Origin of the sequence: Pseudomonas sp. Q12-87 (assembly GCF_001269755.1) — a bacterium.
Taxonomy (GTDB): domain Bacteria; phylum Pseudomonadota; class Gammaproteobacteria; order Pseudomonadales; family Pseudomonadaceae; genus Aquipseudomonas; species Aquipseudomonas fluorescens_S.
In genome coordinates, this window is sequence record NZ_LHVI01000023.1 from 366,821 (window position 1) to 381,379 (window position 14,559).

Consider the following 14,559-nt stretch of genomic DNA (forward strand, 5'->3'; position numbering starts at 1 on the left):
TTTGAGTGTGAAAAAGCCTTGGGGAGACTGAGCTGTGCCGGGCGAGGCGTCAACCCTGGGCTTTACGGTGCCAGGACTGACGTATCGCCGCGGGACTACAGCCCCTCCAGCTCCGCCATCAAGTCATTCAGCCGATCCACTTTCTCCACGGTCATTTCGCTGGCCGCCAACCCTTCGATGTAGTCGGCCAGTTCCTGCACCGTGCTGCACTCGAACATGGCCCGTAGCGGCACGTTGCGTTGCAGGGCCTTTTGCACCCGCGAGGCGATTTGCGTGGCCAGCAACGAATGGCCGCCCAGTTCAAAGAAGTTGTCTCGCACGCCGACTTTTTCAACCTTCAGCACCGAAGACCAGATGTCCACCAGGGTCTGCTCCAATTCATTGGCAGGTGCCAGGTAATCCTGACTCTGCAACTGCCCGATTTCCAGGTCCGGCAAGGCCTTGCGGTCGAGTTTGCCGTTGGCATTGAGGGGCAGGCGATCGAGCCATAGCCAGTGCAGCGGCACCATGTATTCCGGCAGCTCGCTGCGCAGGCGTTGTTTGATGCGCTCCAGGCGTTCGTTCGGGCTCAGCGCCGAATCGGCGGCCACGAGATAACCCACCAGATGCTTGCCATTGGCGCCCTCTTGCACGCCCACCGCGCCATCACGCACCTCGGGCTGTTCATGCAGCCGCGCTTCGATTTCCCCCAACTCGATGCGGTAACCGCGAATCTTCACCTGATGGTCGATGCGCCCGACATATTCCAGCACGCCATCGCGGCGCCGCCGGGCTAGATCGCCGGTGCGGTAGAGCCGCTCTCCAGGCGCGCCGAACGAATTCGGCACAAACACCGGGGCAGTGCGCAGGGGATCGCTGACATAACCGCGGCCAACCCCGATGCCGGCCACGCACAACTCACCGACGGCCCCCAGCGGCACCAGCTCCAGCGCGCCGTCGAGCAAGTACAGGCGGTTGTTATCGGTGGGCGTGCCGATCGGCAGGTAAGTGCCACGGGTCGACGCCTGATCGACGCGGAAGAACGCCACGTCATCGGAGCATTCCGCCGGTCCGTAGGCATTTACCAGGCCGATTTCCGGGTAACGCAGCAACCATTGATGGGCCAGTTCCGGCGGCATCGCTTCGCCGGTGGGTAGCATCCAGCGCAAGCCGTCGAGGCCAATGCGTTCCTGGGCGAGCATGCCCTGGATCAGCGACGGCACGCTCTCCAGCACCGTGATGCCCTGGTGTTGCACATGTTCCAGCAGTCCTTGCGGGTCGTGGGCGATGGCGTTGGGCACGATGTCCACCCGGCCACCGAACAACGGCGCGGCGAGGAACTGCCAGACTGAAATATCGAAACTCTGGGACGCGGTCTGCGCGATCACGTCAGCTTCGCCCAGCGCCAGGTAGGGCACCTTGCTCAGTTGGTTATTGAGCATGCCGCGCTGTTCCACCATCACGCCTTTGGGCAAACCGGTGGAACCGGAGGTGTAGATCACATAGGCCAGGTTGTCCGGCCGACTGTAGACCCCTGGGTTTTCCAGCGAAACATCGCTGGCCTGGACGTCTTCCCATACCAGCAGCCTCGGCCGCCCGGAACAGGCGAACGCCTCCAGCAAGGCCAGTGCCTGGGCGTGACAGGCCCGGGTGCAGACCAGCAGCGGTGTGCGACTCAGCTCAATGATGCGGCTCAGGCGCTGGCTCGGCAGGCCCGGGTCCAGCGGCAGGTAACCTGCACCGGCCTTGAAGCTGCCAATGATCATGCCCAGCAGCTGCGCATCCCGCTCGGCCAGCAGCGCGACCGGTTGGTCAGGCCCGACCCCGGAGGCGATCAAGGCGTGGCCGAGGCGGTTGCTGCGTGCATTCAGCTCGGCGTAGCTGTACCGCGTGCCGAGGCAACTGACGGCGATGCATTGCGGATGGGCCGCGACCCGGGCCTCGAACAGCTCGGCGTAGCTCTGCTCCAGCGGATAGGCGTGCTCGCTCTGGTTGCAGCCGTCGATCAGGAACGCCTGCTCCTCGGTGGCAATCAATGGCAACTCGGCCATATCACCGTGGAAACCTTCCATCAGGGCCAGCAGCAAGCGCTTGAACTCGCCCAGCAACCCCTCGACAGTGGACTCGTCGAAGTAGCGCTGGTCATAGGAAAGGTGCAACCCCAGGTCATCTCCCGGATAGCAGACTGCCGTCAGCGGGAAGTTGGTGTGGGTGCGGCCCGAGTCGGAAGTGGCGTTGAGGCTTTGGGCGCGGTCCAGCACCGAGACTTCCACCGGCGCGTTCTCGAACACAAACAAGCTGTCGAACAGTGGCTGGCCCTTGGGCAGCTCGCTGACCTCCTGGATGCTCACCAGCGGCAGGTATTCGTACTCGCGCAGTTGCATGTTGCTGTCCAGCAAGCCACTGAGCCACTGACGGACACTGCAGCGCTGATCGTCCTCGGGCACCTGCACCCGCAACGCGACGCTGTTGATGAACAGCCCGACCGTGCGCTGCATTTGCGGCAGTTGCACCGGACGCCCGGCGACCGTGACGCCGAACAGCACGTCCCGGTCGCCACTGACCCGCCGCAGCACCAAGGCCCACGCTGCCTGGGCGAAGGTATTCACGGTCAGTTGGTGGGCCTGGGCCAGCTCCCGCAGCCGCGCACCGTCACGCTCGTCGAGGCGGGTGTAGCAGTCGCCGACAATCATCCCGCCGCTGTCACCGGCATGTTCGCGCAGGAACGGCCGGTCGCCAGGGATCGGCGTGGTCCGCTCGAAACCTTGCAGGTTGCGCTTCCACCACTGCCGGGCTTCGGCCAGGCTCTGGCGTTGCAGCCAGCCGATGTAGTCGCGATAGCGCGGTGGCACGGCCAGGTGCGCCTCGCGATGTTCGCCGAGGGCGGTGTAGATCTCGAAGAAATCGTCCATCAACAGCGAACGGCACCAGGCGTCGATCAGGACGTGGTGGTTGCTCATCATGAACCAGTAGCGCGCTGCGCCGACCCGGATCAGCCGCAGGTGGAACGGTGCCTGGTTCAACAGATCGAAACCGGCCTCGCGCTCGTCTTTGAGCATCGCCTGGAGCTTGGCTTCCTGGGCGTCTTCGGGCACGTCAGACCAATCGAGGTATTGCACCGGTGTGCTGCCGGGCTTGTGGATGATTTGCAGCATGTCTTCGCCGACGTTCCAGCAGAACGAGGCACGCAAGGCCTCATGGCGAGCAATGACCGCCTGCCAGGCCTGGGCGAAACGCTGCGGGTCCAGTTCGCTGTTGATGCGGTAGCGATCCTGCATGTAATACAGGCCGGTGCCCGGTTCCAGCAGGGTATGCAACAGCATGCCTTCCTGCATCGGCGTCAGCGGATAGACATCCTCGATCTGTGCGGCCGGCACCGGCAGGCTGTCGAGCTGGCCCTGGGTGAGTTTGGCCAAGGGAAAATCCGACGGCGTCAGGCCGCCCGCCTCGTCCGTCAGGCAATGCTCGATCAAGCGTTGCAGCTCATCGAGGTAGGTATCGGCCAGGGCGGCAATGGTTTGTCTGTCGTGGCGTTCGCGGCTGAATGTCCAACGCAGCACCAGCTCGCCGCCGCTGACCTGGCTGTCGATGCTCAGCTCGTTGGGCAGCGGCGCGTCAGGGTCATGGATGGCCCCCAGTGGTGCGTCCAGCGGCCGGAACAGCGCGTCCTGGCCGAGGGTCTGATCGAGTTGGCCAAGGTAGTTGAAGGTGATCGCTGCGTGCGGCAGGTCGGCCATTGCCTCGCGAGTCGCCTTGTCAGCCAGATAGCGCAGCACGCCATGGCCCAGGCCCTTGTGAGGTACTGCGCGCAATTGCTCCTTGATGGCCTTGATGGACGCGGCGAAATCTCCGTCCGACGGGCTCAGGCGCACCGGATAAACACTGGTGAACCAGCCCACGGTGCGGGTCAGGTCGATGTCGTTGAACAACGCTTCGCGACCGTGGCCTTCGAGCTGGACCAGGACCGACGCATGGCCGCTTGAACGGCACAGTACCCGGACCAGGGCCGTGAGCAACAGGTCGTTGACCTGGGTGCGGTAGGCACTCGGCGCCTGTTGCAGCAGTTGGCGGGTGCGCTCGGCGTCAAGGCGCACATTGACCGTATCTGCGTGGCGCTCCAGGTTCGCGCCATCAGGATCCGCGCACGGCAACGTCACTTGCGGACCGCTCAACTGCGCTTGCCACCAACCCAGTTCTTCGCGCAGGGATTCGCTGCCGACATAGACCTGCAAGCGTGCGGCCCAATCACGGAACGGGCTGGTCTTGGCCGGCAACCGGGTCGTTTGCCCCTCCGCCAGCTGGCGGTAGACGGTTTGCAGATCGTCCATCAACACTCGCCACGACACACCGTCCACGACCAGGTGATGAATGACGATCAACAGCCGTTGCCGGCCATCGGGCAACTGCGCCAGGACCGCGCGCAACAAAGGTCCGGTTGTCAGGTCCAGACTGCGCTGCGTCCCGGCAAACAAGCTTTCACACTCTTCTTCGGCTTGCACCGACACGTGCCGCAACAGCGACGCATCGGATAGCGGCCGGTGCTCCGCGTGCCAGTGCCCGGCAGATTCGTCGAAGCCCAGGCGCAAGGCATCGTGCTGTTCGAAGACACTGCGCAACGCCTGCTCCACAAGCTGCGGCTCCAGGCGTGTAGCCGGCTCCAGCAGCAACGCCTGGTTCCAATGCTGACGGTTGGCAATCGCACTGTCGAAAAACCAATGCTGGATCGGCGTCAGCCCGGACTTCCCCATCAACAGGCCTTGCTCGGCAATCACCTGCTCACTGTGGGTGGCGATGGCGGCCAGCGCCTGCACGGTCTGGTGCTGGAACAAGTCCCGAGGGGTGAAATGAATGCCTTGCTGCCGAGCGCGGCTGACCACTTGGATGGACAGGATCGAATCACCGCCCAGCTCGAAGAAGTTGTCCTCAAGTCCCACCTCGCCCACGTTCAGCACGTCGCACCAGATCGCCGCCAGGGTTTGCTCCAGAGCATTGCTTGGCGCCACGTAGCGCTGGCGGTTGAGCTCCGGGTCCGGCATCGGCAAAGCCCGACGATCGAGCTTGCCGTTCGCAGTCAGTGACATGCTCGCCAACAGGATCAGGTGCGTGGGCACCATGTAGTCCGGCAGTTGGACCTTGAGATGGTGTTTCAACGCGTCGCGCAGGGCCGCCTGCTGTGCGGCGTCCTGTTCGGCGACATCGGTCACCAGGTAACCGGCCAGCTGCTTGCCTCCCGGCATGTCGAGGGCCAGCACCACCGCCTCGCGCACCGCGGGATGTTCCAGCAGGCGGGTTTCGATTTCCCCCAGTTCGATGCGGAACCCACGGATTTTCACTTGATGGTCGATCCGTCCCAGGTACTCCACCAAACCATCGGCTCGCTGGCGCACCAGGTCGCCGGTGCGATAGAGCCGCCCGCCGTCGGCAGCAAACGGATCGGCGACAAACCGCTCGGCGGTCATGCCCGGCCGTTGGTGATAACCCTGGGCCAGACCGGCGCCGCCAACGTACAGCTCACCCGTCGCACCTTGCGGCACCAGGGCCAGGTCGGCGTCGAGAATGTAGGCCACCCGGGCGCCGATCACGCTGCCGATCGGCACACTCGCCGCGCCCTCCTCCAGATGCTCCGGCGCCAGGCTCGCCAGCGGCATGACCACGGTTTCGGTCGGGCCATAGGCGTTGAAGAACAGGCTCGGCTTGAACGCGCCACGGATGCGTTGCAGGTGCTCGCCGGTCAGGGCTTCGCCACCGGTGATGCACATGCGCACCGGCAGGGTCTGCCCCCGGGTCGCCAGCCATTGCGCCAATTGGCTGCCGTAGCTGGGGGTGAAGCCGAGGATGTTGATGCGGTGCTGGCGAATCAGCCCGCAGATTTCCTCGGCGTCCCACTGTCCCTGGGCCCGCAGCACCACGTGGGCACCGCTGAGCAACGGCACCAGCAGGCGCTCGGTGGCGGCGTCGAAGTTGATGGAGTAGAAATGCAGTTCGCAATCGTCCGCACGCATGCCGAAGCGCTTGATCACCGCTTGGCAGTGCATGGCGATTTCGCCATGGGACACCACCACGCCCTTGGGCTTGCCGGTGGAGCCGGAGGTGTAGATCAGATAGGCCTGGTGTTGCGGCAGGTTGATCAGCGGCGGCGCGTGTTCGGGGTATTGCACCAGAGCCGTCGAATCCTCTTCGAGGCACCCATGGCCGACGCCGTTCGGTAAGGAGCCCAAGGCTGTGAGCATCGCCCGATCACTGAGCAGCAAGGCGACGCCGCTGTCCTCGATCATGTAGTGCAGGCGGTCCAGCGGATATTCCGGGTCCAGCGGCACGTAGGCGCCACCGGCCTTGAGGATAGCCAGCAGGCCGATGACCATTTCCAGCGAGCGCTCCAGGGCCAGGCCGACCCGCACCTGCGGCCCGACACCGCGCTCGCGCAGCCTCCAGGCCAGGCGATTGGCGCGGCGGTCGAGTTCGCTGTAAGTCAGGGTCTGCCCGGCGAAGGTCAAGGCCGGCGCGTCGGGATGCATGCGGGCCTGTTCGTCGAACAGCTCATGGAGGCATTGATCCAGGCGATGCTCACCGGGCTCAACGCCCAGGCTGTCGAGCATCCGCTGCTGCTCATCGGTTCCCATCAACGGCAGCTCGCTCAAGCGTCGCGCCGGATCGACCAGCAGCGCTTCCAACAGATTGCGCCAATGCGCGGCCATGCGCGCGATACGCGGCTCATCGAATAGATCGGTGCTGTAGGTCAGGCAGCAACCCAGGCGCTGGTCCAGGTCGGTGACCTCAAGGTTCAGGTCGAACTTGGTGGCCCGGGCATCGTTGACCAAGTACTCGACGCTCATGCCCGCCAGCGTGCGGCTTTGCTGGAATTCCCAGCGCTGCACGTTGCACATCACTTGGAACAGCGGGTTGTAGGCAGCGCTGCGCGGCGGTTGCAGGGCTTCCACCAGATGATCGAACGGCAGGTCCTGATGGGATTGGCCTTCGATGACCGTGTGGCGAACCTGCTCGAACAGTTCACTGACTGACATGTGCCCATCGAGCTGGCAACGCAGCACCTGGGTATTGAGGAAGGCGCCGATCAGCCCTTCGCTTTCCGGGCGGATGCGGTTGGCCACTGGCGCGCCGATGCGCAGGTCACCCTGGCCGCTGTAGCGATAGAGCAGCACGGCCAGGGCGGCGGTCATGGTCATGAACAGGGTCAAGCCGTGCTCGGCGTTGAAGGCACGAACCCGGGCGGCCAAGTCGTCGCTGAGGTCGAAGCGGAACAGCTCGCCGCGATGGCTTTGCACCGGCGGACGCGGACGGTCGCCCGGCAGTTCCAACAGCGGATATTCATGGCCCAGCTGTGCGGTCCAGTAATCCAATTGCCGTTGGCGCTCGCCAGACTCCAGCCATTGACGCTGCCAGACGCTGTAATCCAGGTATTGCACCGGCAACGGTTCCAGAGGCGATTCGCGGTCGTCGATAAAGGCTTCGTACAGCGCGCTCAGTTCTCGAGCGAAAATGTCCATCGCCCAGCCTTCGGTGACGATGTGGTGCAGGGTCAGCACCAGGTAATGTTCCTGCTCGCTGGTCTTGACCAGGCAGGCCCGCAGCAGCGGCCCGGTTTCCAAGTCGAAGGGCTTGTGGGCCTCGCTGTCCGCCAGCTGCTGCACCCGCTGCTCGCGGGCATCGGCAGTCAATGCCGAGAAGTCCTTCCAGTCCATGCGCAGGCCCGTTTCGGCGTGTACCTGCTGCCAGGCCACGCCATCAATGCTCGGGAAGGTGGTGCGCAGGGTTTCGTGACGCAGGATCAACGCCTGCAAAGCCGCCTCGAAACGCCCGACATCCAGCACCCCGCGCAAGCGCGCCATGCCCCCAACGTTGTAGGCCGGGCTGTCCGGTTCCATCTGCCAGAGGAACCACATACGCTGTTGGGAATACGACAGCGGCACCGGTTGGCTGCGATCGACTTTATCGATGGGCGGCTGGCGGTTGATCTGGCCGCTGGCCTGGATCAACCGCACTTGTTCGGCAAAGGCGCCCAACTCGCTGGCATCGAACAGCACCCGCAACGGCAGCTCGACGTTACAGGCCTGGCGAGTGCGGGAAATGATCTGGGTCGCCAGCAGCGAATGGCCACCCAGGGCAAAAAAATCGTCACGCAGGCCGATGCGCACCAGCCCCAACACGTCGCGCCAGATGGCCGCGATCTGTTGCTCAAGGGCGCTGGCCGGCTCGACGTGCTCGCGCACCAGCCATTGCGGCTCGGGCAAGGCCGCGCGGTCGAGCTTGCCGCTTGGGCCCAAGGGCATGACGTCCAGGCGCAGCATTTGCGCGGGCACCATGTAATCCGGCAGCTCGGCGGCCAGGGCGGTTTTGAGGCGGGCGTTCAGCGTGTCCTGATCGTCAGCCACGTCCGGGGCGGTGTAGTAGCCGATCAACTGTGGACCGGCCGCGGTGTCGCGCACCAACACCGCCACTTGGGCGACGCCAGCCTGGGCCAGCAGGCGCGCTTCGATTTCCTGGGGTTCGACCCGGAAGCCACGCAGCTTGACCTGTTGGTCGAGACGACCGAGGTATTGGAGCACGCCGTCGGCGCTCCAACGCGCCCGGTCGCCGGTGCGGTACAACCGCGCACCGGTCGGCCCGAGCGGGTCTGCAACAAAACGCTCGGCGCTCAGGCCCGGACGCCCGAGGTAACCCCGGGCCAGGCCCAAGCCGCCGATGCACAATTCGCCCGACACGCCGGTCGGGACAGGGTTGAGGTCGCTGTCGAGCACACGGCACAGCACGTTGCCCAGGGGACGGCCGATTGGCGAGCGCTCGCCGTCGGCCTCGGTGCAATGCCAATGGGTGACGTTGATCGCGGTTTCGGTCGGGCCATAGCGGTTGTGCAGTTGCGCCGCTGGCAGTTGCGCCAGCACGCGGTTGCGCAACTCGGCCGGCAACGCCTCGCCGCCGGAAAACACTCGGCGCAGGCTGATGCAGCGGGCGCTCAGGGGCTCGTCGATAAACAGGCTGAGCAGCGGCGGCACAAAGTGCAGCGTGGTCACGCCAAACTGTTCGACCAACTGGGCGATGCGGTGCGGATCACGGTGCTCGCCCGGGCCGGCGAGCAGCAACTGGCTACCGGTGATCAGCGGCCAGAAGCACTCCCATACCGATACGTCGAAACTGATGGGCGCCTTTTGCATCAGCACATCGGTTTCATCCAGCCGGTAGGTGGCCTGCATCCATTGCAGGCGTTCGGCCAAGGCGGCGTGGGTGTTGCCGACGCCCTTGGGCTGGCCGGTGGAACCGGAGGTGTAGATCACGTAGGCCAGGTGCTCGCCATGCAGGTGCAAGCCCGGCGGGTTGCTCGGCCATTGCTCCAGATGCAGGGCGTCCATGGCGATGACGCTGACGCCCGCGCAGGCCGGCAAGCGTTCGAGCAGCCCGGTTTGGGTCAGCAACAGATCGACGCCGCTGTCCTGAAGCATGTACGCCAGGCGTTCGGCCGGATAGTCCGCATCCAGCGGTACGTAGGCGCCGCCAGCCTTGATGATTGCCAGCACGCCAATAAGCAGCTGCGGCGAGCGCTCGGCGGCAATCGCCACGCACACGTCGGGGCCGACGCCCTTATCCCGCAGATAATGGGCCAGGCGATTGGCCTGGGTGTGCAGCTCGGCGAAGTCCATGCGCCCACCGTCCCACAGCAGCGCGGTACGTTGCGGCGTGCATCGGGCTTGTTCATTCAACAAATCCGGCAGCCATTGTGCGGCCGGGTCGCAGGGCGCCGCGCTCCACTGCTGCTGGGCGGTGTATTCATCGGCAGTCAACAGTGGCACATCACCGACGGCGAGTTGCGGGTCGGCACAAACGGCCCGCAGCAGGTTGCAGTAATGCTCCGCCAGCCGGGCGATGGTCGCCGCTTCGAACAGCTCGTCGGCGTAATCGAACGACAGCGTCAGGCGACCGTTGCGATCTTCCTCGCTGTGCAGTTGCAGGTCGAACTTGGCTTCGCGGCTGTGCCACGGCAGCTCATCGGCCAACAGGCCCGGCAGGCGCCGCAAGGCACTCAGGTCACGTTGCTGGTGATTGAACATCACTTGGAACAGGCCGTGCTCCCGAGCCTGCGGGAAGGCTTCGAGCAATTGTTCGAACGGCAAGTCCTGGTGGGCCTGGGCGCCGAGCGTGGCTTCGCGGGCCTGGGCCAGCAGCGCGGCGAAGGGTTGGCGTGTTTCGACCAACCCGCGCAGCACTTGGGTGTTGATAAAGAAGCCGATCAGGCCCTGGGTTTCCAGGCGCGGACGGTTGGCGTTGGGTACGCCGATGCGCAGGTCGGACTGCCCGGTGTAGCGCTGCAACAAGGCCTGGAAGGCCGCCAGCAACAGCATGAAGGGCGTGGCGTCATGGGCCTGGGCTACGCGACGCAGGGCATCACTCAGGACTTTGTCCAGCCGCAAACTATGCCGCGCCGCGCTGCGACAATGTTGAGCACTGCGCGGATGGTCCGTGTTGAGGGCCAAGATGGGTTGCTCGTCGCCCAATTGCTGTTTCCAGTAGTCCAGCTGGCGTTCAGCCTCCCCTTGCTCCAGCCATTGGCGTTGCCAGTTGCCGTAGTCGGCGTACTGCAACGGCAGCGGCGCCAGTTCGGCGACTTGCCCCTGGCTGGCGGCGGCGTACAGCCGCGAGAATTCTTCGATCAGGACGTTCATCGACCAACCGTCGGCGATGATGTGGTGAATCGTCACCAGCAGTTGATGCTCGTCCTCTTCGAGGCGCAGCAAGGTGACCCGCAGCAGCGGGCCCTTTTCCAGGTCAAACGGCGTAGCCGCTTCCTCGTCTCGAACCTGCCGCGCCCGGGCCTGGCGTTGGTCGGCAGGCAAGTCGCCGAGGTCCAGTACTTGCAGGTCGAACTCACCGGCCGGATCGACCCGTTGCAGCGCCACGCCATCACGCTCCAAAAACCGCGTGCGCAGGGATTCGTGGCGCTCGATCAACTGCTGGAAGCTGGCGCGCAGTGCGCTCTCGTCCAGCTCGCCGCGCAAGTGCAGGGCGCCCGGAATGTTGTAGGCGTGGCTCGCCGGATCGAGCTGCCAGGTGATCCACAAACGGTTCTGGGCCAACGACTGCGGCAGTGCTTGATTGCGCGGCAAGGCTTCGATCAACGTTGGGCCGCCGTCCAGTGGCTGGCTCGCCACCGCTGCGGTGAAAGCGGCCAGGGTCGGGGCTTCGAACAGCAGGCGCAGATTGATCGCCTGGCCCAATTGGTCGCGCAGACGTGCGACCACCTGGGTGGCGGCGATGGAGTTGCCGCCCAGCAGGAAAAAATGATCGTCGGCCTGGACCTGCGCCACCGGCAAATGCTCGCACCAGACTTGGCCGATCAGGGTTTGCAGGGCCGATGCCGGGCTCGTTGCAGGGCTGACAGCATCCGCAGCCGACGGGAACAGTGCATAACTGTCGAGGCTGCCTTCGGCCCAGCGGGAGCGGCAGGCCGTGCGCTGCAACTTACCGCTGGAGGTCTTGGGCAACGCACCGGGATTGAGCAGCACCACCACGCTCGGCGCTTGCTGGCAGGCTTCGGCCACGGCTTGGCGGATGGCGTTGATCAAGGCGTCGGGCGGCAGGATTTTCTGCACGCTGCGGCTGATTTCCGCTGCGATGCCGATACCTTCCGCACCGTTCTCATCGACCGCGAACGCCGCGACCCGGCCCTTGCGCACCACCTCCACTTCACGCTCGATGGCTTGCTCGATGTCCTGGGGATACAGGTTCTGCCCGCGCACGATCAGCAAGTCTTTCAAGCGACCGGTGATGAACAGCTCGCCGTCGCGCAGGAAACCCAAGTCGCCAGTGCGCAGCCAGGTACGGCCTTCGTGCTGGACAAAGGTCTTGGCGCTGGCCTCGGGATTGCGCCAGTAGCCATGGGCGATGCTCGGGCCGGTGGCCCAGACCTCACCGACCTGATTGTCCGCCAACGGTTGCAACGTGCCCGGTTCGACGATCAACACCCCATGCCCGGGCTGGCTGACACCGCAGCTCATCACCGCACCGCCCTGCCCCGGTTCGACGCGGTTTTGCGCCAACGCCGCGTCATCCACCCGCAACGCAGCAATGCCTTGTCGGCGCGGCGTGCCGGCGACAAACAGCGTCGCCTCGGCCAGGCCATAGGAGGCCATGAAATTGTCCGGGGTGAAGCCGCATGGGGCGAATTTCTCGGCGAAACCCTCCAGGGTGTCGAGGCGGATCGGCTCGGAACCCGAATAAGCCACGCGCCAACCGCTCAGGTCGAGCGCCGCGAGGGCCGAATCGCTGACCCGCTCGCTGCACAACCGATAAGCGAAATCCGGACCGCCGCTGATGGTCCCACCGTACTCGCTGATCGCTTCCAGCCAACGCAATGGACGGGCCAGAAAATACGCAGGTGACATCAACACGCAGGGAACGCCGCTGAACACCGGCTGCAACAGGCCGCCGATCAGGCCCATGTCGTGGTAGAGCGGCAGCCAACTGACGATGACATCGTCGGGGTTCAGGTCGATGCCGAAGCCGTGGCGAATCAATGATTCGTTGGCCACCAGATTGCCGTGGCTGACCTGTACGCCCTTGGGCAAAGCAGTGGAACCGGAGGTGTATTGCAGGAAAGCGATGTCGTCGTCCCGCAGCGTCGGCATGACCCATTGCGTGGCGATAGCCGGGTCGAGCACATCGACACACATCACCGGCGGTGCCGATTCGATGGCTTGCAACGGGTCGCGCAATGGGCTGCTGGTAAGCAACAGGCGCGGTTCGGCGTCGGCGATGATCGATAACAGGCGTTCCTGGTGATGCCGACGGGCGGACTCCGGTGGATAAGCTGGCACGGCAATCACCCCGGCGTACAGGCAGCCAAAAAACGCCGCGACGTAATCCGGGCCACTGGGGAACAGCAACACGACGCGATCCCCAAGGGCTGCGTCAACCTGCAAGGCGGCGGCGATGGTCCGTGCGCGCAAATCCAGGTCGCGATAACTCAGCACCGCACTCTGCTCCGGGGTGTCGGCAAGGAAGCGCAAGGCCACCCGGTCCGGCGTCAACGCGGCGCGGCGTTGGAGGGCATGGGCCAAGGTGCTGGGGAGTTCGAACGCGTCGGTCATGGGGTTTCCTGCCTGAATTCGGCTTACAAGTGGTCACCCATGGAAACGGATAACGCCGTCAGATAATTAGTCGGCGTCCCGGCGCACCGGACCGCTCAGCCGCTATCCGCCGCGACAAAGGGTCGCGGGACTGACGCTGGACTTTCCCGCATCAATAATTCTCCCTCTCAATTGACAATCATTATCATTCAGCCTAATTTGGCGCTCGATGTGCAGGACGGGGCCGGCATCCGGCCGTCCTGCTAACTTTTTGCAGCAAGGTGAATTCCATGACGGAACAAGTATCCACAAGCAGGTGCGACTCACCGTTACTCCAGGCGTTCGTCGACAACCGATTGATCCTGGTTAAGATCGCCGCGCGCATCACCGGCTGTCGGTCCCGGGCCGAAGACGTGGTGCAGGACGCGTTTTTCCGACTGCAATCGGCGCCGCAGATCACCTCTTCGTTCAAGGCCCAGCTCAGTTATCTGTTCCAGATCGTGCGCAACCTGGCGATCGATCACTACCGCAAGCAAGCGCTGGAGCAGAAATATTCGGGACCGGAAGAGGAAGGGCTAAACGTGGTCATCCAGGGGGCTTCGCCGGAAACTTCCCACATCAATTTTTCCACACTGGAACACATCGCTGACGCACTGACCCAACTGCCCAGCCGCACGCGTTATGCCTTCGAGATGTACCGTTTGCACGGTGTGCCGCAGAAAGACATCGCCAAGGAATTGGGCGTTTCGCCGACCCTGGTGAACTTCATGATTCGCGACGCCCTGGTGCATTGCCGCAAGGTGTCAGGGGTTCGGGGGGATACGTTCGCCCGGCGGTGATTATGGGTGGTCTTGCCGGCCCCATCGCGAGCAAGTTCGCCCACAGGGGATATGTGGTGTACCACTTACATTCAATCACATCGAAACAGTGTGGGAGATTCTATGGTGCGGGGCTACCCCTTAAATGCCTTTCGGTAAGTATTCGCTCTGGTTCTTCAGCAGGGCGAATACCACTCGAGCAAGCTTGCGGGCCAGTGCAACTAATGCTTCGGTTGTGCTGAGTCCCCGGGCCCTCAGTGCCTCATAAAAACCCTTCCATGCCGCTGTGCGCCTCGCCGACATCGCGGCGTTATGCATCAATCGACGTGCCTCTGGGTCACCTCGCTTAGACAAGCAGCGGCGTCCCTTCTTTTTCCCTGAATCCGATATACGCAGGTCTAGGCCCAGAAAAGCGATGAAGGCATCGGCATTTCTGAAATCCCCACGCTGAAACGACGTGAGCAAACGGGCACCGCTCAATAGGCCGATACCTTCGACTTTCATGCAACGCTTGAGCTGAGCGCTCAAGCCAGCTGCTTCCAACTGCGTCTGGATTGTTTTCTCGAGCAAGATTTCCAGTCGTTGCATGGCCTTTATCTGGTGCTCAAACGCCGTTTTGAGCAACGGTTCGTTGGACCAACTTTGCTTGAGGCTGACACGCGCCTGAACCAAGGCTGCTCGGCGCC

Annotated in this window: 3 protein-coding genes; 1 reads left to right on the plus strand and 2 read right to left on the minus strand. The window is 63.9% G+C overall.

Annotated elements, in window-relative coordinates; all coding sequences use genetic code 11:
* Window positions 1-95: 95 nt before the first annotated feature.
* Window positions 96-13,076 carry a non-ribosomal peptide synthetase gene (locus tag AD663_RS18325; protein ID WP_053214296.1) on the minus strand — a complete coding sequence of 4,327 codons (12,981 nt, stop codon included), beginning with the start codon at window positions 13,074-13,076 and terminating at the stop codon, window positions 96-98.
* Window positions 13,077-13,345: 269 nt separating this feature from the next.
* Between AD663_RS18325 and AD663_RS18330 the strand changes: the two genes are divergently transcribed.
* The gene (locus AD663_RS18330) at window positions 13,346-13,894 is read left to right on the plus strand and encodes an RNA polymerase factor sigma-70 (protein WP_003183648.1); all 549 of its coding nucleotides are present in this window, start codon (window positions 13,346-13,348) and stop codon (window positions 13,892-13,894) included.
* 120 nt (window positions 13,895-14,014) lie between these two features.
* Here the strand turns inward: AD663_RS18330 and AD663_RS18335 are convergent.
* The coding region (locus tag AD663_RS18335) for a transposase (protein WP_157062726.1) at window positions 14,015-14,559 on the minus strand (545 nt) is incomplete at its 5' end.

What these genes read in the sequence shown, in the direction of transcription:
- AD663_RS18325 (WP_053214296.1), bottom strand. Translation starts at nt 13,076, where the DNA reads ATGACCGACGCGTTCGAACTCCCCAGCACCTTGGCCCATGCCCTCCAA.
- AD663_RS18330 (WP_003183648.1), top strand. Translation starts at nt 13,346, where the DNA reads ATGACGGAACAAGTATCCACAAGCAGGTGCGACTCACCGTTACTCCAG.